The sequence below is a fragment of the Paenarthrobacter sp. NPDC091711 genome, from assembly GCF_044756605.1.
GTDB lineage: Bacteria > Actinomycetota > Actinomycetes > Actinomycetales > Micrococcaceae > Arthrobacter.
This window is the reverse complement of record NZ_JBIVTF010000005.1, coordinates 71,535-93,439: the sequence shown is the minus strand read 5'-3', so window position 1 is coordinate 93,439 and position 21,905 is coordinate 71,535. Positions and strand designations below refer to the sequence as shown.

Sequence of the window (21,905 nt, the reverse complement as noted above, 5' to 3'; positions counted from 1 at the left end):
GGTCATGAGCGGAAACACGAACGGGCGCAGCACACTCATTACCAACATCGGCGAACTGATGACGCAGGACCTGGAGCACCGGGTCCTCAAGTACGCGGCCATCGTGTTCGACGGCGAGCGCATCGCGTGGATGGGGTCCAGCGCTGACGCCCCGTCTGCTGATGAAAAGATCGACGCCCAGGGCCGAGCAGTGCTGCCCGGCTGGGTGGATTCGCACTCGCACCTTGTCTTCGCCGGTGACCGAACGGCCGAGTTTGAGGCCCGCATGGCCGGTGAGAGCTACAGTGCCGGTGGGATCGCCGTGACCACTAATGCCACGCGCAGCGTCAGCGACGACGAGCTCACCCGCTTGGTGCGGGACCGCGTGGCCGAGGCGGTCTCGCAAGGCACCACCTACTTGGAGAGCAAGACCGGCTACGGCTTGGACGTGGAGAACGAGGCCCGCAGTGCCCGCATCGCCGCGGCGGAAGTGGACGAGGTCACCTACCTTGGCGCGCACCTGGTCCCGGCCGGCGCGGACGCTGAGGAGTACACGGACCTGGTCTGTGGACCCATGCTCGACGCCGTCTTGCCGCACGTCCGTTGGGCAGATGTTTTCTGCGAGCGGGGCGCTTTCACTGAGGACCAGTCCCGCCGTGTCCTCACCGCTGCCCGCGACGCCGGACTTGGCTTGCGCGTGCACGGCAACCAGCTTGGAGAAGGGCCGGGCGTGGCCTTGGCAGTGGAGTTTGCGGCCGCGAGCGTGGACCACGTCAACTACCTTTCGGACAAGGACGTCGCAGCGCTCGCGGAAACGTGGGCTGGCTGGGATCCTGCAACGGGGGCCGGCACTAAAGGCACCGTGGCAACCTGCCTTCCGGCCTGCGACCTGTCCACCCGCCAGCCCCTGGCGCCTGGCCGTGAACTGATCGATGCCGGCGTGCAGATCGCGCTGGCCGCCAACTGCAACCCCGGTACTTCCTACACCAGCTCCATGGCGTTCTGCGTCACCACGGCTGTCCTCCAGATGCACTTGAGCGTCCATGAGGCCGTCCGCGCGGCGACGTACGGCGGCGCCTTGGCGTTGGGCAGGGAGGCGGGGAACGACGTCGACGGCGAACGGGCGGTGGGTTCGCTCGCGGTGGGGCATCGCGCGGACCTGCACATGCTGAAGGCGCCATCGGCCACGCACCTTGCCTACCGTCCCGGGATCCCTCTGACGCATTCGGTGTGGCGGGCGGGCGTGCGGGTCGTCTAACAACAAACGCGCCGACTAAGAACACAACAGGGGCGGTGTTCCGGTAAGAACACCGCCCCTGTTTATTGGGGTTGAAGGGGTTTAGGCGCAGTTGAACTTCGCGTCCGCCCAATCACCCCAGTCGTCGCCGGCGTCGTCACCGTTCTTGTCGGCGATCAGCTCGACGTTCTGGACACCGGTGATGTCCACGTTGAGGGGGAGTGCCGCGGAATCGGCGCTGAGGACGGGGGTGCGGAGGAGTTCGCGCCCATCACCCCTGACGATAAACACCACCGATCCGTGCAGGCCCTTGTTCAGCTTGGCATCGTCCACTCCCACCGTGGCGGTGAAGGCATTGCATTTGGCCTCGGTGGCGATGCTGATCTTTGAGTCGGCGTGGACGCCGATGCCCTTCGGATAGACGACGCCGTCGAGCCGCAGTGCGGGTCCGTCACCGGCGTTCTGCTCACCGTTGGCGCGGTCCCGTTCCGCCGGTCCCCAACCATTGGTGCTGCCGATCCATGGGAGGTCGGAGGCGAATACAGTGCCTGTCAGTACGGGTGCCGGCGGTTCCTGCGACGTTGAGGAACAGGTGAACTTGGCGTCGGCCCAGTCTGCGTGGTCGTTGCCATTGGAGTCGCCGGCGTCGTTGGCTACCAGCTCCACATACTGGGCGCCGGTGACGTCCACGGTTAGCGGCAGGGGAGCGCTGGTGGCGCCCAAGACCGGGGTGGTGACCTTGGTGGTGCCGTCCGCTACCACGGAGAATTTCACGCTTCCCCGCGTTGGCTGGGCGTCATCGATGCCAACCGTTGCGGTGAAGGCAGTGCAGTAGCCGCCGAGGTAGTACCGGACGTTGCCGTTGGCGTGGGCTCCCAGGCCCTTGGCATAGACCGTGCCGTTCAGTGTGAGCGGCGTGCCATCGCCGGCCCCGGTTCCGCCGTTGGATTGGTCCTTCTCAACAGGACCCCAACCGTTGATGGCGCTGACCCAAGGGTGGTCGCTGGCGAACACGGTGGCCTGCGGCGGCTTGGGCAGAGTCCGCACAGTGGTGGTGGCGGTGATGGTGCGGCTGCCCGCGGGATCGGCGCCTGAAGCAGCAACGGTGTAGCTGGCCTTGGCTGTGATGGGGTAGTCGCCGTCAGCTGACGCCGGCGCCGTGATCTTCCACGTGGTGGTGAGCGTTCCGCCAGCGGGGAGGGTTGCGGCCGTGGCGGTCGTGGACGGGGTGGCTGTCCACCCCTCGGGCAGTGCAAGGGTGACGGCGAGGTCGCTGATGGCTGCCGGTTCGTCGGACACGAACGTGGTGACGAAGTCCTGCGCTTTGCCCTGCTGAACCACGTCGCCCTGGAGCGCAGCCGAGAGTTGCGCACAGGCCGGGACGGCTTCGGAGGCGCCAAGATCTTCCACCAGGAAGTTGTCCAAGGTGAAGTCCGAACCGTTCGAGCTTCCCGTGCGCTGCAATCCCACGAAGTAGTCCCCGCAGAAGCCGGCATCGAGGATCTGCTCGAACCGCGTGGTGGACGTCTTGGCGTCGATGGGCTGGCTGGCCGTCACCGAGGGGCCCGCCTGCGAGTCATAACCGGACACCCAGGAGTACTGTCCGGCTTTGGAGTTCTGGTAGTCGAAGGACACCTTGTACTTGCGGCCTGCCTGGAACGGCACGGTTGCCTCGGTGGTGCGGTACACCATGCCGGGTCCGCCATTGGGGGCAAGGTTTTCGTCGTGGGCGATCAGCGACCATGTGCCATCCAGCACTTCGTCGATCACGTTGGTGTCCCAGCCCTTTTGTGTGAAGGGTTCGTGGCGTTCGGTGATGTGGGTGCGCGGATCCGTGGACCCACCGGCGTCGCCCTTCACGAATGGTCCCCAGCCTTGGTCCACGTTTTCGAAGTCCTCGCTGAGCACGCCGGTGGTGGCGACCCGGGCGGTCTTCACCGCCCGGAAGTCATCCACGCGTACTGTGGCATCGCCGTCGGCCGCTTTCACGGAAACCGTCGCCTTGGTGTTGTTCCGCGGGACGTCCACCAGGACGCGGATGCGCTGGAAGGCTGTGCCGTGCTTCTCGTCGCCAGCTACGAAGTTTTCGGCGTTGGACGAATCGATGGTGACGCTTTCGGTCTTGCCGTTGATGTCCACGGAGAGCGTGGTGGGCCGGGTCTTGCCGGGCTGGATTTCCACCCAGGCGCTGACGGACTGGGTTCCGGCGTCCAGCTTCACTTCCTGGCTGATCGCCGACGGCGTTGCCCCCATTTCGGCGTAGCGGCGGCCTTTGTCGTCGCGGACCTGGGTGATGGTGCCCGTGGGGGTCCACGGTGAGAGGTCTGCTCCGTTGAAGCCGGGATCGTTGAAGGCCGTTCCTTCGCCGAAGTCGGCCTTCTTGGGCAGCTCAGCCTTGTTGTTCTTCGGAGCCAGGACGTAGGGCTGTTTGGCGTCGGCCGTGACGGTGACTTGTCCGTTGATAACGGGCACATCTGCCACTTTGACGCGGCCGTTGTCGGTCAGCTTGAAGAGTTCAAGGGAGCCTGATGTGGCGAACTCTTTGGTGAGGGTCCAGGTGCTGGCGCCACCGGCAGGGTTGTAGTGGTAGAGCTTGTCGGCCTTGCCGTTTTCCTTGGAGGACCACGGCAGCAGGTACGTGCCGCCCTGCAATACGGAAGCCCCGGCCACCGTGATGTTGCGTTCCTCGGCGGTGTTTCCGGTGACAGCTACGCCGTCGGCGAGGTCGATGCGGTCAGCCGTCCACTTGGTGATCTGGTGGTGCTGGAGGAACTTGGCAGGCACGTTGGCCGTCCACACGTTCTCGCTGAAGGCATTGAAGTCGTTCTGCCCGGTCCAGCCTTCGAACTCCACGATGTGGCTCACGCCGAGCTTGGGGTCGGGGTTCCAGACGTCCGACTGGGTGTTGTTGATGAAGCGCAGGATCTGGGAGTTGATGCCCTTGTTGGTGGATCCACCGTACTTTTCATCGTTGGCCCAGTGGGACCAGGTGTTGTTGCGGGAGAGGTGGTCTGCCCATTCGGAGCCCACACGGAAGCCGTTCTTGACGAGCTCCTGCTGCAGGCGTTCGGCCAGCCAGCCAAATTCGTAATAGACGTCCACGTACACGAAGTCCAGGTTCTTGTCCGTGGCTTCGCGGAGTTCCTTGATGCGCTGGGCGAGCTTCCCGGAATTAATGTCCTCACGCTGGTTCATGTAGTAGGACTGGTCCAACCAGTTCCAGCCCAGGCCCTTGTCAGCACGTAACAGGTCTTCGCTGAAGGACTTGGCTTCAGGGTAGATCTCCGTGGCGTTGATGTGGACACCGAAGCTGGCGTTCCAGTCTTTGCCTTCCTTGACCAGCTTGTTGAGGTCTTCCAAGCCACCTGCCCGGCTATTGAAGTTGTTGCCGTAGTCCGTGTTGGCGGAGTCGTGGCCCTCGCTGGTGTAGCCCTTAAGCATGGCAACCTGGCCCAGCCCGTCCGTTGCCAGGGAGATGCGTTTGACATCATCCAGGGTACGGAGGAACGGGTGGGTTGCCTGCGAGGCGAAGTTGAACGGGATGTGCGTGATCACGTTATCCGGGGTCTGCTCACCCTTGTTGGGGCTGACCTGGATGGACCTCATGGCGATTGCCGCGTCCTGCCAGTCCACACCGCCGTCGGCATTTGCATCGGAAGTGATGACCACCCGTGTCCATGGGAGTTCCTCGGTAGTGGCCGAACCCTCTGCGCGGTAGAGCCATTGGCCGCTGGCCACGCCCATGGACACTCCGCCTGCCCCGTCACTGACGGCTTGGCGCCAAAAGCGGCCGCGGTCCTTCGAGCCAGGCCCGGAGGACGTGTCATAGAGGGCGTTGGATTCAAAGGCAGCACCCAAGGTGGCGGTATTTGCCAGCGCGTAGGCGGAGCTCTTGGCGGACGCATCCAGGGGAGTCGAAGGTGTGATCGGCGTGAACTCGTCACCCGTGACGCTTCGGTCCACGGAAAGGTTGGCGGTGGACACCTGGGCTCCAGGCTGCGTGGAGCCCACGGTCACCAGGTTCAGCCGGGGGAGTTGCAGGGTTTTCACCTGGTGTTCGGCGGAGTCCTTGATCTCCGTGACGTTGAAGGACACCACGTTCTTCTTCACGGACAGGCGGGCCTTGATCACAGTATTGCCGAATTCGGGGATGCTCAGGACGTAGTCCCTTGCGTCCTTTCCGGAGGCGGTGGATGTCCCGGTGACCGCATATTCCACACCGTTGATGGTGACGGTGTTGAGCCGGGTCACAGTGCCATCCAGTCGGGCCTTGGAAGCGGTGTGGGTGTAGCCGAGGACCTGCGGGAAGGTGGTGGAGATGTCCACCGTGAGCTGGCCGGAGGTGATGGCAGTGGTGTCGGCGATGCTGACGATATCTGTGGGGTGGGTGGATGGGGCTGCGGCGGCGGGCGGTAGTGCCAGCAGTCCCAAGGAGGATGAGGCGACGACGCAGGCCAAACTCAGTGAGGCGAAACGTCTGGGGGATGACAAGCCGGGCATTATGCTCCTTCTTGATTTTTCCGAGCGAGTAACAGTCATGTTCTTGCGGACTTGTCTAAGACTGGTGCATTGGACAGAAGTTGACAAGAGTTAACAGCCAGTTAACTTAAATGCACATCCCAGCACACGTTTTCCCTGATCGGAGGATCAATCACCAGCTAGGCAGTTAATGCGCGGACATCCGGATGGATGATCCTTGTGAGATCGAAAATGATCGTTTAGTGTTTCTATAGATCAGAAAACGTCATTAAGCTGAGCGGGAGCGGTACACACGATGAGCGAGAACACACTGGGCGCCTTCATGGAAGAAGAGCTGGTTTCCCAGCCCGAGGTATGGCAGAAGGCCGTGGACCAGGCAGCTGCGGAGCAGCTGCTCCCCGCTGACGGAACGCGCATCGCCGTCATCGGCTGCGGCACCTCCTGGTTCATGGCGCAGAGCTACGCCGCTGCCCGCGAATCCGCCGGCAAGGGGGTCACGGATGCGTTCGCCGCTTCCGAGGCCTTCCTGAACAGCAACAGTGCCGATCGCCAGTACGACGCCGTTGTGGCCATCACCCGTTCAGGTACCACCACTGAGGTACTTGAGATCCTGGCTGAGTTGAAGGGAATCGTCCCCACCGTTGCCATCATTGGCGACACCACATCCCCGATCATCGACCTCGCAGACGCAGTGATTGGACTGCAGTACGCCGATGAGCGTTCAGTGGTTCAGACCCGGTTCGCCACCACAGCTTTGGTCTACCTGCTCAGCAGCCTCGGAATCGATGTGCAGCAGGCCATCGAGGACGCCCGCGATGCCGTCAGTGCCCCGGTCTCCCAGGAGCTGTTGGACGCAGAGCAGTTCACCTTCCTTGGTACTGGCTGGACAGTTGGCCTCGCCCACGAGGCGGGCCTGAAAATGCGCGAGGCAGTACAGGGCTGGACTGAGTCCTACCCCGCCATGGAATACCGCCACGGCCCCATTTCCATCGCAGCCCCCGGCCGCGTTACCTGGTTGTTCGGAACCCAGCCTGAGGGCCTGGACAGCGACATGGCCATCACCGGTGCCCTGTACATCCACACAGACAAGCACCCCCTGGCCGAACTGGCACGCGTCCACAAAGTCACGCTGGAGCGTGCACGCGTTCGTGGGCTGAATCCGGACCTGCCCCGCAACCTGACGCGCTCCGTTATTCTCGACGCCTCCGCCTAGGCAGCCGGTCATGGTTCTCGGAGCCGCGGAATCAGCGGTCCTTTCCTTCGACGTTGGCGGGACAGACATCAAGGCTGGTTTGGTGGACGCCTGCGGAACCGTGCTGGGCATGCGCCGCGTCCCCACGCCCTTGGCCCCGGTCCGTCCGGGCGAAGCGGTCCTGGACAGGCTTGCTGAGCTCGCTGCCGAACTGGCTTCCGAGTTCCCGGACTCGCCCGCCCGGGCTGCCGGCATCATCGTCCCAGGGATCGTGGACTCCGCGGCCGGAGTGGGCGTCTATTCCGCCAATCTCGGGTGGCGTAACTTCCCCTTCACCGCTGAGGCCGAAAAGCGGCTGGGCGTCCCTGTTGCGTTCGATCACGATGTCCGTTCCGCTGCGGCCGTGGAACACAGCTTTGGCGGGTCCAAAGAGTTCAACGATGTTGTGGTGATGGTGGTGGGTACTGGCATCGCTGCAGCTGTGTTCTCCGGAGGCAAGGCAGTCACTGCCGGTGGTTTCGCCGGCGAACTCGGCCACGCCCAGGTTCCGGATCCCGACGCCGGACCCGGCGCCACAGCCTCCACCATCCTGGAAGCAGTGGGCTCAGCCGGTGCCATTGCCAAGCGGTATCACCGTGCGTCAGGAAACAACGTGAACGGCGCCCGCGATGTCCTCCTCAGGGCCAAAGCCGGCGAAGCGCTCGCCGCCCGAATCTGGACTGAAGCCGTTGACGCTCTTGCGTTCACCATCTGCCAATGCGTCAACATCATCGGAACCGAAGCAGTGGTGATCGGCGGAGGCCTCGCGGAAGCCGGCGAGGACCTGCTTGAGCCGCTGCGTCAACGCGTTGAAGGAATTTTGGACTTCCAGCGCAAACCCCAACTCATCCGTGCCCAGCTGGGACAGGACGCCGGCCTGCTGGGCGCGGCCCTGAACGCCCGGGCACTCCTGGAAGGCGCACGATGAAGCGAGCCAACGTAAACCGCATCATCACCGTCACTCCCAATCCGGCGATCGACATGACGTACACCGTTCAGGGGATCACCGAGGGCTCAAGCCACCGCGTGCCCACGCCGTTGAGTCGTGCCGGCGGCAAGGGCATCAACGTAGCCCGGGTAACGCACCAGCTCGGCTACCCCGTCCTCGCCATTGCCCCCACCGGCGGCGCGGCGGGGCAGACGCTGGCAGCTGAACTCTGGACCAGCGGAGTGCCGCACACCCTCGTGGGCGTCGCTGCCGAGACCCGCCGCAGCATCGCGCTGGTAGATACCGTCGCGGGGGAAACGTCGATCTTCAACGAGGAAGGCCAAGCCCTCCTGCCGGACGATTGGCGCTCGCTCAGGATCGCAGTGGTTGAGGCCGTCAGCGGAAACCGCAACCTCCCAGCCTCCGTCCTGGTGGGTTCGGGAAGCCTGCCGCCAGGCGCTCCTGCGGACTTCTACCCGGAACTGGTCCGTTTGGCCCACGACGCCGGCATCCCGGCGATCATCGACACCTCCGGTCCCGGAATCATCGCCGCAGCAAAAGCCGGGGCCGACATCCTTAAGCCGAACCATCACGAGCTCGCGGAGGCCACGGGGGAGTCCAGCCTTGAAGCTGCGGCCCTCTCTTTGATTGAGATGGGTGCCCGGACCGTTCTTGTCAGCGCCGGCGCGGACGGAATGCTCGCCTTCGACCACGCCGCCCCGGGAGGGTACTGGAGTGCCCGCTTGCCTGAGTCGCTCAGCGGCAACCCCACAGGAGCGGGCGACGCCGGAGTGGCGGCGGCCGCCGTCGCACTCGCCGAAGGCATTACCGAGCCCCGCGAGATTCTTCGCCGGGCCACCGCCTGGTCCGCAGCGGCCGTGCTGATGCCCGCCGCAGGGGAGATCTCGCCGCGGTACCAGGAACTTCAAGAGCAATTGATCGTGACATGGAAGGAGACCCGGTGACCCTGGTCAACACACGCGAACTCATGGACAGGGCCGCTGCTGCGGGCATAGGCCAAGGCGCGTTCAACATTATCCACATCGAAACGGCCGAGGGCCTGGTGGCGGGGGCGGAAGCAGCAGGTGTTCCGCTGATTCTGCAGATTTCCGAGAACTGCGCCAAGTACCACGGTGGACTCGAACCGATCGCGTCGGCTGCCCTGGCAATCGCCCGCTCAGCCACCGTCCCCGTTGCCCTCCACTTGGACCACGCGGAATCCGAAGACCTCGCGCTGGCTGCGGTGGACCTCGGCTTCGGTTCGGTCATGTACGACGGCGCGCATCTTCCGTACGAATGGAACGTCGAAGTCACCCAGCGCGTGGCCGCCTACGCCCACGAGCGCGGGGTTTACGTGGAGGCCGAACTCGGCAAAGTGGGCGGCAAGGACGGAGCCCACGCTCCCGGCGTGAGAACGGACCCTGCCGAGGCCCACGCATTCGTGGAGGCAACCGGCGTGGACGCGCTTGCCGTAGCGGTTGGCTCATCCCATGCCATGACCGAACGCAGCGCGGCCCTGGACCTGCATCTCATTACCAGGCTGAAGACCGCGGTGGGAAAACCACTGGTCCTCCACGGCTCATCCGGTGTGTCAGATGACATGCTCATAGGCGCTATCCGCGCGGGTATGACTAAGATCAACGTATCCACACATTTGAACGGGTTCTTTACCCGCGCCGTCCGTGAGTACCTCGATGCCAACCCTGCAGTGGTGGATTCCCGGAAGTACATCAAGGCCGGCCGGGATGCCCTTGTGCTGGAGTCCGCACGTATGCTGACGCTGTTCGCTAAAGCGAACTAGCTGGAACCCGCGAAAGGCTCGTCATGACCCGCACCGATCGGCTGACCGCCATACTCGACCTCCTGGCCGAGTCGGGCCATGTGGAGGTCGAGGACATCGTGACCCGCCTCGGCGTGTCACCTGCCACGGCCCGCAGGGATCTTGACAGCCTGGCCAAGCAGCGGTTGCTGAGCCGCACGCGCGGAGGCGCCACCACTGGATCAGTGGCCTACGACCTCCCCGGCCGCTACAACAGGGACGACCATGCCGTGGCCAAGCAGGAAATCGCCCTGGCAGCGTCTGCGCTGATTCGTCCCGGTGCCGTGATCGGGCTCAGCGGTGGAACAACCAACACCGCCTTGGCTCAATTGCTGTCCACCCGCGAGGACCTCAACGCGCCGTCCCACACGCCCACGCTGACCGTGGTCACCAATGCAATCAACATCGCCTCGCAGTTGGCGGTCCGGCCGAACATCAAGATCATGGTCACCGGTGGCATTCTGAACCCGCGCTCCTATGAGCTGGTGGGTCCCTACACGGACGTCATCATGCAAAAGGTCGCATTGGACATAGCGTTCATTGGCGTCAACGGTGTGGATCCCGATCTTGGCCCCACCATCACCGATGAAGGCGAAGCGATGGTCAATACCGTGATGGCACGCCGGGCCACGGAGTCCTATGTGGTGGCCGACTCTTCCAAGGTGGGCCGCCGCTCCTTCGCCGCGATGGCAGGCTATGATTTCAGGCACCTCATCACGGACTCCGGCATCAGCGCGGAGGACAGGGCGGCTTTCGAAGCCAAGGGCACCGAAGTCATCGTCGCGCCCGCCAGCTAAGGTTGCCGGCTAGAACCGCATCCTCGGTGCGTGAAGCACCGAATCGTCCACATCCCTGGGCACCCACTGGCTGAACGGTAAGTCCAGACTGTACTGATCGCCGTCGTTCCTGATCAGCGTCCGCAGTTCGGCGTTGTCCGGGTTGTTGAGGGACTCGAAGTACTCAACAGTCCAGTGGAACCAGCGCATGCAGAACAGGCGCATGGTCAGCCCGTGGGTCACCAGCAGCGCATTCGGCGCATAGCTGGGCTTCTGCCAGTGCCTATACAGCGTCTCCATGAACGACGACACACGGTCGTACACGTCCGAGCCGGACTCGCCCTCGCGGAACCGGTAGAAGAAGTGACCGTAGAGGTTGCGCAGTTCTTTCTGGTCCTCGATCTCCCCGGCGATCTGGAAGTTGGCCCAATCCTGTTCGCGAAGCCTGGGTTCTTCAATCACCCGCTCAATCAGGGAACCGAGATTCATGGCCTCCAGGGTCTGGTAGGCGCGCAGGTAGGGGGAGACATAAACGCAGACCTGCTCTCCATCGAGCTTGCGTCGTAGCTTCTCCCCGGCAACCCTCGCCTGTTCCACGCCACGGTCCGTCAGCGGGATCCGGTAGTCCGGCACGCGGTTGTAGATGGTGGTGTCGGCATTTGCGGCAGACTGTCCATGCCGGATCATGAAGATTCTCTCAGGGGCGCCCATCCCACCAAGCATAGGGCGGCTGCCACGCGTGGTCCGGCAAGGTGCGCGGTTCCCGGCAAAGTGGCAGGTTGTAAGGGCAAGATAGGTACATGTTCCTTGCTTCCCGCAGACGGCTGCGAGCCGAAGTGCTCATTGTGCTGGGCCTGTCCCTGGGCCAGTCGGCCGTCTACTCAGTAGTGCAGCTGCTGGACAAAATGTCCCGTGCGCCCTTGGCCGACGCTACGTCGACGTTGAACAGGTCCCAAAGCACCCGCGAATACTTTGACCTCACCTACCAGCTTCTGGACATTGTGTTCGCCCTGGTACCTGTGGCCTTGGTGTTCTACTTCCTGAGCACCCACGTGCCCGGCGCGAAGGAGGGCAGCGGTGGCTCGGCATTTGCACGGCTGGGCTTCAACTTTGCACGGCCCGGCAAGGACCTTCTTCAAGGGATTGGCCTGGCCGCCGCGATTGGGATCCCCTCGCTGGGCCTGTACGCCGCGGGCCGGGCCTTGGGCATCACCACGGCGATTGTGCCCAGCGGCCTGGACGCTTACTGGTGGACTGTGCCGGTGCTGATCCTCTCAGCCATGCGCCACGCAATCGTCGAAGAAGTGATCGTGGTGGGCTACCTCATGGACCGCTTCGGCAAGTTCGGGTGGAGCATGCCGGCAGCCATTGTGGTCAGCGCCCTTCTGCGGGGCAGCTACCACCTGTACCAGGGCTTCGGCCCGTTCATAGGGAATGTGGTCATGGGCCTGGTGTTTGCATGGATCTACACCAAGACCAAGCGGGTGATGCCCCTGGTGATTGCCCACGCAGTGCTGGACATCGTGGCCTTCGTAGGATTCAGCCTCTTCGGCAAGGCGATAGGCCTCGGATAATGGCCGTATAGCGGCCTGGGAAGCGGCCCGGGAAGGGGGCTCTTAAAAGTATTCGGCCGCCATCCATGGGTGACGTCATTGGCACCCGCTGATGGCGGCCGAAGCTTGGCCCGGACACGGTTGACCGGGGTTGGATGGAGCCCTTAGATGGTGACGGCTCCGGAGGCGGTTTCGAAGGTTACCGCCATGATGCCCGGAGTTCCGTGCGGGGCCATCCACTGGACAGCTACGTCCTCAAGCGGCTTTTCCACCGGCTCACCCAACCACTCGGTGACGCGTTCAGCCGAGCCCGCGATGGTGAGGCTGGACATCTTGACGTCGCTCTCGTAGATCCTGGACGGGTGCAGTGAGGGGTCGCCCTCCCACTTGAGCAGGTACGGCACCTGGGGATCGGCGATCAAGCCGAGGATGCCAATCTGCTGCCACACCAGTTCGCGGCCATCGGGGAACTTGCGGTTGCCCGGAACAGCGGAGCGGCCGAGGCGGTCCTCGAACGGGGCGAGGTCATCAACGGCGACGCACCAGCCCATCCAACCGCCGCCGGCAGCCGAGCGTGCACGGACGGCTTGGCCAAAGGGTGCTTTGTCAGAAGCGGGGTGGTCCAGGACCTCCACCACTTCCAAGTACTTGTTATCCGCAAGGGGAATGATCATGTTCCGGGTGCCGAAGCGCGGGTGCACTCCGCCCCGGACAGCGTCCACTCCCAATGCCGCGGAAATTCGTTCGGTAGTGGCCAAAAGGCCATCTCGTTCACAGGCGTAAGAGACGTGATCCATGCGCATGGCTTCATCTTGGCACTTTGTGATCGGGGTCTCAGCTAAGTCAAGCCTAACTAAGGTGGGATGTGTATAACTTTCGCTCTGAGCGTCATGGAAGGACGCGAAGAGACCAGTTGATTCCACCGGCGTCATAAAGCTGTCTTAGCTTCCGGACAGTTCCTAGACTGGCCCCAGCTCAGCTGCACCACATTGCCTGCCAATCCCATGCGCCACGAACAGGAGAACTCCATGTCCCAAGGATGGTCTTTCGAAACCCGCCAGATCCATGCAGGTCAGGAGCCTGACTCCGCCACCGGAGCGCGCTCCCTGCCGATCTACCAGACCACGTCTTTTGTGTTCCCCAGCGCCGAGAGCGCTGCCAACCGTTTTGCCCTGGCCGAGCTGGCTCCCATCTACACGCGCATCGGCAACCCGACGCAGGATGCCGTGGAGCAGCGGGTCGCGAGCCTTGAAGGCGGATTGGGTGCACTCCTGCTCAGCTCCGGACAGGCAGCGGAGACTTTTGCCATCCTGAACATTGCCGAAGCGGGCGATCACATTGTGGCCAGCCCCAGCCTTTACGGCGGCACCTACAACCTGCTGGCACACACCCTGAAGAAGTTCGGCATCTCCGTCACCTTCGTGGAAGACCCGGACAACCTGGACCAGTGGCGTGACGCCGTCCAGCCGAACACCAAGTTGTTCTTCGGCGAGGTTGTCTCCAATCCACGGCAGGACGTTCTGGACATCGAGGGCATCGCACGCACCGCCCACGAGGCCGGCGTGCCCCTGATCGTGGACAACACCCTTTCAACGCCGTACCTCATCCGTCCCATCGAGTGGGGCGCGGACATTGTGGTCCACTCTGCAACCAAGTATCTGGGCGGCCACGGGTCCGCAATCGCAGGTGTGATTGTGGATTCCGGCAACTTCGACTTCGGCAAGGATCCGGAACGCTTCCCCGGATTCAACACCCCGGACCCCAGCTACAGCGGGCTCGTTTACGCCCGGGATTTGGGCAAGGACGGTGCGCTGGGTGCCAACCTGTCCTACATCCTCAAGGCCCGTGTCCAGTTGCTCCGCGATCTCGGCTCGGCTGTGTCGCCGTTCAATGCCTTCCTCATCGCCCAAGGACTGGAGACACTGAGCCTGCGCGTGGAACGTCATGTTGCCAACGCCACCAAGGTGGCCGAATGGCTTGAAGGCCACGACGACGTCGAATCGGTCGCCTATGCGGGCCTGCCATCCAGCCCTTGGTACCAGCGGGGCCAGAAGTACGGCCCCAAGGGCACGGGGGCAATTGTTGCCTTCAACATCAAGGGCGGCGTGGAAGCCGGTAAGCGTTTCGTGGACGGACTGGAGCTGCACTCGCACGTTGCCAACATCGGTGACGTCCGCTCGCTGGTCATCCACCCGGCGTCGACGACGCACAGCCAGCTGACGGTGGAACAGCAGCTCGCTGCAGGCGTCAACCCCGGCCTGGTCCGATTGTCCGTGGGCATCGAACACGTGGATGACATCATCGCGGACCTCGAAGCCGGATTCCGGGCAGCCAAGGGCGCCTGACGCCTCGCGCCCAAAGCACTGACCCGGCTGCCGCCCGCGCCGACGATTATTCGCCGGGCGGCAGTTCCGGGCCCTGGTTCGTGAACGAAGAGACCTCAAACCGTCACACTGTTGTCACATTCTTCGCCATAACCCCCCTGTGTTTCCTAGACTCGTCGTATTAGGTCATGAGTGCCAGCACACAGCCCCGGCTTGCTGGCCGGCAACCCTCCTCCGCGGTGGGGTGCCCCGGGTGAAGACCTGGCCTGTTCGCACGCAAGGCGACGGGCAAGCGCGAGGTTAAGGTGTCAAAGGAATGACCATTACTGCTACAGCCCTTCCAAAATCCGGAGAAGAAGACGGAACCGTCAAGTACGCCGGCGTCGGTCCGCTGGAACTCGAAGCCGGCGGATTCCTGCCCGACGTCGTTCTCGCTTATGAGACCTGGGGGCAGCTGAACGCCGATGCCTCCAACGCGGTGCTCATCCAGCACGCACTCACTGGCAGTACGCATGTAGCCCGCGGAGCCACTGACGAGGAAGGATGGTGGGAGCAACTCGTTGGTCCCGGTGCCACCATCGATACCAACAAGTTCTTTGTCATCTCCATCAACATCGTGGGCGGCTGTTACGGCAGCACCGGCCCATCATCAGAAGCTCCGGACGGACGCCCGTGGGGCTCACGTTTCCCGCTGGTCACCCTGCGCGACAGCACTGAGGCTGAGTCGCGCCTCGCCGATGCCCTGGGAATCGAGGCCTGGCACGCCGTATTGGGCGGATCCATGGGTGGCGCGCGCGCCCTTGAGTGGGCTGTGACCTTCCCAGACAGGGTAAAACGTTGTGCCGTCATTTCGGTGGGCGCCTACAGCACGGCCGAGCAGATTGCTTTCGCCCAAGCCCAAACCCTTGCCATCAAGCAGGACCCGAACTTCAACAACGGCGACTACTACGGAGATACCGCGCCCGAGCACGGTTTGGCATTGGCCCGGCGCATCGCCCACATCACGTACCGCTCGGCGTTGGAGCTGGACGTCCGCTTTGGCCGGCAAGCCCAGCACCAGGAGACTCCGCTGGCCGCCGTATTGGGCGAGCGCGGCCGCTACCAAGTGGAAAGTTACCTGGACCACCAAGGAACCAAACTGGTCCGCCGCTTTGACGCCAACAGCTACATCGCCATCACCGAGGCATTGATGTCCCACGACGTCACCAGGGGTCGCGGCTCGTTGGAAACGGCGCTTTCCGGTGCTACGGCTGAGTTCTTCGTGGCGGCCGTGGACAGCGACAGGCTCTACTTCCCGGCTCAATCACGGGAACTGGCCGCAGCGCTCCCCGGCGAAGTGCCGGTTCACGTCATTGAGGCTCCGATTGGCCACGATGGCTTCCTCACCGAAATCGGCCAGCTCTCCGAGCAGCTCCGCGAAGCATTTTTTGCCTAAGCTTTAGCCGTTCATGATGTCGCCGCGCTGCCTCATGTAATCCTCCATGGCGATCTCGCCGTTGCTGAACTTCGCGTCCAGCTCTGCCAGCTTGCGCGCCCGGTATCCCTGCGGCTCAGAACCGTTCGTTGCGGGAAACGTGCTGGGGGATGACGGGCTCGACGGCGGCCCGGACTGCGGCGCGTCATCCACCGGGCGGATGACGGCCGGCTCGGACGGATAGCCCGGATAGCCCTGACCCGGATAGCTCTGGCCTGGGTATCCCTGACCCGGGGAGCTCTGCGACGGGAAATTCTGCGACGGGTAATTTTGCCCGGGGTAGCCCTGTCCCGGGTGATCCTGCCCCCGGTAGTCCTGCTGCGGGTAGCCTGGGCCGGGCAGATTCTGCTGCGGGTACTCGGGGGCGCGGAAGTCTCCGTGTTGGATCCGGCGCGCCCGGGAGCGGTTGTACATGCGGATTCCGAGTGGAATCAGCCACGAGCAGACGATGATCCAGAAGATCAGATTGTTCACAGTGCAGGCCTCCTAGGTCTCACCCCAGCTTAGTCCTGTGCCCTTGGACCGTTCCCGCCACGTCACACCAGCGTGACGTCCATGCCCAGAAACCGGCCATAACGATCCACCTCGGCCTGCAGGGCGGCCTGCTCCTGCGCAGTGGCAGGCCGGTTCATTCGCACGTCCAGCTCGCACGCCCCGCCGGAGAATCCGTGACGCCACCATCCGGCCAACCTGCCATCCAACAGGACCACGTGCATGGGTCCGTTGTCCTCGGGGAAGTAGGGCGCCGTTCCGCCCAGGAAGTGCCGGGACTGCGAGTAGCCCATCACGTACTCGTCGTAGCACTGGATGAGGTCAATGCGGGGGAGCTCAGGATCCTCAGTCGTCCAGGAGGGGTCCCCGCTGGCGAGGGTGGCCACTTCCTCCGCAGCCAGATAATACTCAAGCCCATCGAGCAGAAGGGTGCCCAAACTGCCGGGAGAGATGTCCTGGGCTACCTGGATGCCACGCTTCACGTCCTTCATGGTCAGCCCGGACCACACCGCACAGTCCTTCACGGTTGCGGGGCCCCGGCTGCTGAAGTACCGCAGCGTCAATTGCCCAAGCGCCTGTTCACGATCCTCCCCGGCCAACGGTGCGGCGAGGAAACCGGGAACGCGTTCCTCGAACAGGGCGTACGTCTGTTTCAGGGCACCCCCTGCGGATCGGACGGGGGAGCCGCTGACCAGGACGCGGCTGATTTCGGCATGCATGAGGTGGTAAATGAAGCCCAGGCCCTTGCTGGGGAAGCCCGCCTCTCCCAGGACCTGGGCCAGTTCCTCGCGTGTCTTGTGGGCCCCGTCCGCCACTGCCGCAGCCATGATTTGGCCGCTCCTTGCAGCAGCGTCCTCATCGATTCCTGTTTGGCGATACATGCCTTTGTTGCCCTGGTGGAGGCGATCTGCGGACAATCCCATCAACCAGCCGAGGTCGTCCCGGTGCACAAAGTGCCAGGTGGGGCGCAGGATGTGTGTCCGCAGAATGGTTCCATCAGCTACGGCCTGCTCAACATCCGAGGCCGTGACCATGGACGAATGATTGGGGGAGCTTCTTTGCGAGAGCGTCCACCGCGCATAGGGGAATTCCTGTGATTGGACGGCCAGGAGGTTGCGGACCACCTCCCCGGGCCCTGCGGCGTAGGGAGCCCGCAACTGTTGCCGCCGGAGGCGCGTCCGCCGAATAGTCTCCCCAGGTGCAGGAACGGGCGTCACGTCAGCGGCGCGGCAGGAGGGTGCCGGTAGAGCCGAAGACGGGTCCCGGCGTCGGACGCTTTGGAGTGATGCCATCGCCGGAGGACTGGTGCCGAAGCCGCCGGATCACCCACGGAACAAAGTACTCGCGGGCCCACACGAGGTCGGATGACCTTGCCTCACGCCAGGTGCGGGGCGGCAGGGACTTAGGCAGCAAGGGCTCAAGCGTGTGGTGGACGTTCAGTGCTTCAAGCACCATCATGGCGATGGTGTGGTGGCCAAGCGGCGAGAAATGCAGGCGGTCCGCATCCCACATTTGAGGGTCCGACAACTGCCGCAAGGACCACATGTCCGCGATGATGGCGTCGTGGCGTGCGGCCACTGTCCGGAGGTTCTCGTTGTAAATGGCAACCTTGCCGCGGATACGCCCCAGGACCGATGCTGCCGTGTCCGGACCATTGAAAAGGACCACGGTAGCGCCGCCCGAGCTCAGCTCAGCTACGGCGGCGTCGAGCTTTTCGGCCAACAGGTCGGGATCGCCGCCTGGGCGGATGAGGTCATTGCCGCCAGCCGAAATGGACACCAGGTCCGGCTGCAGTTCCAAGCAGGGGCCCACTTGTTCATCGATGATCTGCTGCAGGAGCCTGCCGCGGATGGCAAGGTTGGCGTAGGCGAAGTCCTCTTGACCGCGGCCCAATTCCTCGGCCACCCGATCCGCCCACCCACGGTGACCGCCGGGGTTCCTGGGTTCGGGGTCGCCGATGCCCTCGGTGAAGGAGTCACCCAAGGCCACATAGCGGGTCCATGGGTGCTTTTGAACGGGCTCGTCCGGCTTCAGTAGAGGCTCGCCCGGCTTCAGTAAAGGATTGTTCTCACTCACGCTCATATCCTGCACCGTGACGTCGACCCTACGCCACCGTAGGTTGTTACTTGTGGGTAACTGCAAGAATGGACCCATGACTGAAGCACCCTCATTTCCAGCCCCCGTTGTCCTGTGGTCCCACGACGAAGCCGAACGCGCAGGCAAGCCCCTCCTGGTCCTGCTGCACGGCTACGGCTCCAACGAGGACGACCTCTTCAGCTTGGCCGGGTTGCTTCCCGAAGGCTTTGTAGTAGCTGCCCTTCGCGCGCCGATGCCCATGGGCCCGGGCTTCACCTGGTTCCCCCTGACAGCATCCATCGACTACTCACTGGACGCCGTGAAGCAAGCGGCCGAGTACGCCCTTGAATGGCTGGACACGGTCAAAGCGAACCACTCGTCAGTGACGTTGTTGGGCTTCTCCATGGGCATGGCCATGGCCACCACCATGCTCCGCTACCGTCCCGCGGACTTCGCCGCCGTCGTCGGGCTGTCAGGCTTTGTGATCGACGCCGGCGCTGACGCCGCCTTCCGGGACGATGAACTGGATGGAACGTTGCCGATGTTCTGGGGCCGTGACCAGCAGGACCCCGTGATCACCCAGGACAAGATCGAATACACCATGGGGTGGGTACGAAAGCACGTTGACCTCACCAAAGTGCTCTACACGGGGATGTGGCACGGCATCAACCAGCAGGAGATCGGACACGTGGGCGAATTCCTCACCCACAAGGTCCTCACTGACTAGCGGGGGACATCAGGCGGTGGTGATCCGGACCGTCTGGCCGTTGACGGTGACGGTATCGCCGACGTGGAGTTGGCGTCCGCGGCGGTCGTCAATTTCGTTGTTGACCTTAACCAAGCCGTTCTTGATGAGCTCCGTGGCTTCAACGCCGTCCTCCACCAAGTTGGCGAGCTTCAACAGCTGGCCCAGGCGGATCATGTCGTCGCGGATGGGGATCTCTTCAATTTCGGGGTTGCTCATACAGCAATGATGCCTGAAGTAGTGTGGTGACGGTGCCGCAGCCTTCTCCCCGTCCCACCCTCCCGCTGGTCATTGGCCTCCCTATTGCCGTAGCGACCGGCCTGGTCATCCCTCTCCAAGCAAGGATCAACGGGGCTCTCGGCGCGAAACTGGACGACGGCATCGCCGCGTCTGTGGTGAGCTTCACCACAGGGCTCCTGCTCATCAGTGCTATTTCTCTGGCCACACCCCGGGGCAGGGCCGGCCTGCAGCGGATCATTCCTGCCGTCCGGAACCGTAGTTTTCCCCGCTTCTATGTCATGGCCGGTGCCATCGGCGCGTTGTTTGTCTTTGCCCAGTCGTTCACTGTGGCACTGCTGGGTGTTGCGTTGTTCACCGTCGCGGCCGTCACCGGACAAACGCTCAGTGGCCTGCTTGTGGACCGCATGGGAATCGGCCCGGGAGGTAAACGGGCCATCACCGGCGTCCGGATCCTGGGCAGCGTCCTCACCGTGGCCGCCGTCGCCTGGGCTGTTTCACCTCGGTTCGGCGGCGACGCCGACATCGCCTCGCTCGTGTTACCCATCCTGCTGCCGTTGGCCGCCGGTTTCTTCATGAGCTTCCAGCAGGCAATGAACGGAACCGCCACCGTGCACTATGGGACGCCAATCGCCGCCACGCTGGTGAACTTCATTGCCGGGTCAGCCATTTTGTGGATCGCGTGGATCATCAAGCTGGCCGTGGCGGGGCCGGGAAATCCGCTGCCCGCTGAGTGGTGGTACTACCTCGGTGGCCCCATGGGGTGCCTCTTCATCGGCCTGGCGGCGTTGCTGGTCCGCAGCCTTGGCGTCCTGATCACGGGTTTGGGCATGATCGCCGGGCAGTTGGTGGGCTCGTTGGTGCTCGACGTCGTGATCCCCAGTCCCGGCGCAGTGGTCGCCTTGCCCACGGTGCTGGGTACGGTGCTGACGCTCGCCGCGATCATCGTGGCCACCCTGCCCTGGCCCAAGGGAGCTTTCGCACGAAGATCAACGGCCAAAGGCCGGTAGGGTAAGTATCGGACAGTATTTCCGTGTACTTTCCCGCAGTAGAGCACAGTACTTACAACAAACTTTCCCCCAGCACCCCGCCGGACAACCTCGTCCGGATTCCGGGGCAAACCACCGCGGACCGCACCCAGCGGCCCTGTAGAACAAATGGAGTTACCCATGGCAGCAAAATCCGTCCTTGACCAGGTCATTTCCCTCTCCAAGCGGAGGGGCTTTGTCTTCCAGGCCGGTGAAATCTATGGTGGCTCCCGTTCGGCGTGGGACTACGGTCCCCTCGGTGCTGAACTGAAGGAAAACATCAAGCGCCAGTGGTGGCAGAGCATGGTTCGCGGCCGCGAGGACGTTGTAGGCCTGGACTCTTCGGTCATCCTTCCCCGCCAGGTATGGGAAGCATCCGGTCACGTGGATGTCTTCTCCGACCCCCTGGTTGAGTGCCTTTCCTGCCACAAGCGCTACCGCGCCGACCACCTCGAGGAAGAGTACGAGGAAAAGAAGGGCCGCCCGGCAGAAAACGGCCTCGCGGACATCGCCTGCGCCAACTGCGGCACCCGCGGTCAGTGGACCGAGCCCCAGGAATTCTCTGGCTTGCTCAAGACGTTCCTCGGCCCGGTGGCCAGCGACGAGGGCATGCACTACCTGCGTCCGGAAACTGCCCAGGGCATTTTTGTGAACTTCAACAACGTCCTCACCACCTCCCGGAAGAAGCCGCCGTTCGGCATTGGCCAGATCGGCAAGTCGTTCCGTAACGAAATCACTCCGGGTAACTTCATCTTCCGTACCCGCGAGTTCGAGCAGATGGAAATGGAATTCTTCGTCGAGCCCGGCACGGACGAAGAGTGGCACCAGTACTGGATGAAGGAACGCATGTCCTGGTACACGGGCCTGGGTATTCGTGAAGACAACCTGCGCTTCTTTGAGCACCCGTTGGAGAAGCTCAGCCACTACTCCAAGGGCACCACGGACATTGAGTACCGCTTCGGTTTCCAGGGCTCCGAGTGGGGCGAGCTTGAGGGCATCGCCAACCGCACGGACTTCGATCTCTCCACGCACGCCAAGGCCTCCGGCACGGACCTGAGCTACTTCAACCAGGCCACCAACGAGCGCTACACCCCGTTCGTCATCGAGCCCGCCGCCGGCCTGACCCGCTCCTTCATGGCCTTCCTGATCGACGCCTACACCGAGGACGAGGCACCTAACGCCAAGGGCGGCGTCGATGTCCGCACCGTGCTGAAGCTGGATCCGCGCCTGGCCCCGGTCAAGGCCGCCGTCCTGCCGCTGAGCCGTAACGAGGACTTGTCCCCGAAGGCAAAGGCGCTGGGCGCCCAGCTGCGCAAGAACTGGAACATCGACTTCGACGACGCCGGCGCCATCGGCCGCCGCTACCGTCGCCAGGACGAAATCGGTACCCCGTTCTGCATCACCGTGGACTTCGACACCCTGGAAGACCAGGCCGTCACCATTCGTGAGCGCGACACCATGAGCCAGGAACGCGTGTCCCTGGACAAGGTTGAGGGTTACTTGGCAGCACACCTGATCGGCGCTTAG

The 21,905-nt window shown here is 63.4% G+C and carries 19 protein-coding genes and 1 riboswitch; of the genes, 12 read left to right on the top strand and 7 right to left on the bottom strand.

Going from position 1 to position 21,905, the window contains the following annotated elements:
* The first annotated feature begins 4 nt into the window (after positions 1 to 4).
* Positions 5 to 1,237: an imidazolonepropionase gene (gene hutI / locus ACIQH5_RS10170; RefSeq protein WP_400402674.1), complete on the top strand. Its 1,233-nt coding sequence runs from the start codon at positions 5 to 7 to the stop codon at positions 1,235 to 1,237.
* A gap of 81 nt (positions 1,238 to 1,318) precedes the next feature.
* Here the strand turns inward: hutI and ACIQH5_RS10165 are convergent, their stop codons facing one another.
* On the bottom strand, positions 1,319 to 5,716 hold the full coding sequence (locus ACIQH5_RS10165) for an endo-alpha-N-acetylgalactosaminidase family protein (protein WP_400402671.1): 4,398 nt from the start codon (positions 5,714 to 5,716) through the stop codon (positions 1,319 to 1,321).
* Between the two features lie 274 nt (positions 5,717 to 5,990).
* Here ACIQH5_RS10165 and ACIQH5_RS10160 point away from each other — a divergent pair, with 274 nt between their 5' ends.
* The 5 genes from ACIQH5_RS10160 to ACIQH5_RS10140 are packed head-to-tail and all read left to right on the top strand — an operon-like array spanning position 5,991 to position 10,470.
* A complete protein-coding gene (locus ACIQH5_RS10160) occupies positions 5,991 to 6,908 on the top strand; it encodes an SIS domain-containing protein (protein WP_400402668.1) in 918 nt (305 codons plus the stop codon).
* Between the two features lie 10 nt (positions 6,909 to 6,918).
* On the top strand, positions 6,919 to 7,854 hold the full coding sequence (locus tag ACIQH5_RS10155) for an ROK family protein (RefSeq protein WP_400402665.1): 936 nt from the start codon (positions 6,919 to 6,921) through the stop codon (positions 7,852 to 7,854).
* Positions 7,851 to 8,819: a 1-phosphofructokinase family hexose kinase gene (locus ACIQH5_RS10150; protein WP_400402663.1), complete on the top strand. Its 969-nt coding sequence runs from the start codon at positions 7,851 to 7,853 to the stop codon at positions 8,817 to 8,819. Before ACIQH5_RS10155 ends, ACIQH5_RS10150 begins: the two co-directional genes overlap by 4 nt.
* The gene (locus ACIQH5_RS10145; RefSeq protein WP_400402660.1) at positions 8,801 to 9,655 is read left to right on the top strand and encodes a ketose-bisphosphate aldolase; all 855 of its coding nucleotides are present in this window, start codon (positions 8,801 to 8,803) and stop codon (positions 9,653 to 9,655) included. Before ACIQH5_RS10150 ends, ACIQH5_RS10145 begins: the two co-directional genes overlap by 19 nt.
* A gap of 23 nt (positions 9,656 to 9,678) precedes the next feature.
* Entirely contained in the window at positions 9,679 to 10,470 is a 792-nt protein-coding gene (locus tag ACIQH5_RS10140; RefSeq protein WP_062067343.1) for a DeoR/GlpR family DNA-binding transcription regulator, read from the top strand.
* Positions 10,471 to 10,479: 9 nt separating this feature from the next.
* Here ACIQH5_RS10140 and ACIQH5_RS10135 read toward each other — a convergent pair whose 3' ends face one another.
* Complete coding sequence (locus tag ACIQH5_RS10135) at positions 10,480 to 11,160, bottom strand: histidine phosphatase family protein (protein ID WP_400402656.1); 681 nt, start codon at positions 11,158 to 11,160, stop codon at positions 10,480 to 10,482.
* Positions 11,161 to 11,249: 89 nt separating this feature from the next.
* On the opposite strand from ACIQH5_RS10135, the gene ACIQH5_RS10130 reads away from it, so the two are divergent.
* The gene (locus ACIQH5_RS10130) at positions 11,250 to 12,023 is read left to right on the top strand and encodes a CPBP family intramembrane glutamic endopeptidase (protein ID WP_400402654.1); all 774 of its coding nucleotides are present in this window, start codon (positions 11,250 to 11,252) and stop codon (positions 12,021 to 12,023) included.
* A 143-nt stretch (positions 12,024 to 12,166) separates the two neighbouring features.
* Here the strand turns inward: ACIQH5_RS10130 and ACIQH5_RS10125 are convergent, their stop codons facing one another.
* Positions 12,167 to 12,805 (bottom strand): VOC family protein, encoded by a 639-nt coding sequence (locus ACIQH5_RS10125; protein WP_062067351.1) that lies wholly within the window; start codon positions 12,803 to 12,805, stop codon positions 12,167 to 12,169.
* Positions 12,806 to 13,006: 201 nt separating this feature from the next.
* Between ACIQH5_RS10125 and ACIQH5_RS10120 the strand changes: the two genes are divergently transcribed.
* Complete coding sequence (locus tag ACIQH5_RS10120; RefSeq protein ID WP_400402650.1) at positions 13,007 to 14,347, top strand: bifunctional o-acetylhomoserine/o-acetylserine sulfhydrylase; 1,341 nt, start codon at positions 13,007 to 13,009, stop codon at positions 14,345 to 14,347.
* A 163-nt stretch (positions 14,348 to 14,510) separates the two neighbouring features.
* Positions 14,511 to 14,627: riboswitch (SAM riboswitch) on the top strand.
* A 15-nt stretch (positions 14,628 to 14,642) separates the two neighbouring features.
* Positions 14,643 to 15,761, top strand: coding sequence for a homoserine O-acetyltransferase (locus ACIQH5_RS10115; protein ID WP_400402648.1), 1,119 nt, complete (start codon positions 14,643 to 14,645; stop codon positions 15,759 to 15,761).
* Positions 15,762 to 15,764: 3 nt separating this feature from the next.
* On the opposite strand, the gene ACIQH5_RS10110 is transcribed toward ACIQH5_RS10115, so the two are convergent.
* The 3 genes from ACIQH5_RS10110 to ACIQH5_RS10100 all read right to left on the bottom strand — a co-directional run bounded on the left by ACIQH5_RS10110 (position 15,765) and on the right by ACIQH5_RS10100 (position 18,374).
* Complete coding sequence (locus ACIQH5_RS10110; protein WP_400402645.1) at positions 15,765 to 16,274, bottom strand: hypothetical protein; 510 nt, start codon at positions 16,272 to 16,274, stop codon at positions 15,765 to 15,767.
* A gap of 62 nt (positions 16,275 to 16,336) precedes the next feature.
* On the bottom strand, positions 16,337 to 17,449 hold the full coding sequence (locus ACIQH5_RS10105; RefSeq protein ID WP_400403081.1) for a winged helix DNA-binding domain-containing protein: 1,113 nt from the start codon (positions 17,447 to 17,449) through the stop codon (positions 16,337 to 16,339).
* Positions 17,450 to 17,510: 61 nt separating this feature from the next.
* Positions 17,511 to 18,374, bottom strand: a complete 864-nt coding sequence (locus tag ACIQH5_RS10100; protein ID WP_400402643.1) for an SGNH/GDSL hydrolase family protein — start codon at positions 18,372 to 18,374, stop codon at positions 17,511 to 17,513.
* A 70-nt stretch (positions 18,375 to 18,444) separates the two neighbouring features.
* On the opposite strand from ACIQH5_RS10100, the gene ACIQH5_RS10095 reads away from it, so the two are divergent.
* Positions 18,445 to 19,095, top strand: coding sequence for an alpha/beta hydrolase (locus ACIQH5_RS10095; protein WP_400402640.1), 651 nt, complete (start codon positions 18,445 to 18,447; stop codon positions 19,093 to 19,095).
* 9 nt (positions 19,096 to 19,104) lie between these two features.
* Here ACIQH5_RS10095 and ACIQH5_RS10090 read toward each other — a convergent pair whose 3' ends face one another.
* Positions 19,105 to 19,332 (bottom strand): RNA-binding S4 domain-containing protein, encoded by a 228-nt coding sequence (locus ACIQH5_RS10090; RefSeq protein ID WP_400402638.1) that lies wholly within the window; start codon positions 19,330 to 19,332, stop codon positions 19,105 to 19,107.
* A 23-nt stretch (positions 19,333 to 19,355) separates the two neighbouring features.
* On the opposite strand from ACIQH5_RS10090, the gene ACIQH5_RS10085 reads away from it, so the two are divergent.
* Together ACIQH5_RS10085 and ACIQH5_RS10080 are read left to right on the top strand one after the other, a co-directional pair.
* Positions 19,356 to 20,360 carry a DMT family transporter gene (locus ACIQH5_RS10085; RefSeq protein WP_400402636.1) on the top strand — a complete coding sequence of 335 codons (1,005 nt, stop codon included), beginning with the start codon at positions 19,356 to 19,358 and terminating at the stop codon, positions 20,358 to 20,360.
* A 159-nt stretch (positions 20,361 to 20,519) separates the two neighbouring features.
* Entirely contained in the window at positions 20,520 to 21,905 is a 1,386-nt protein-coding gene (locus ACIQH5_RS10080) for a glycine--tRNA ligase (protein WP_062067374.1), read from the top strand.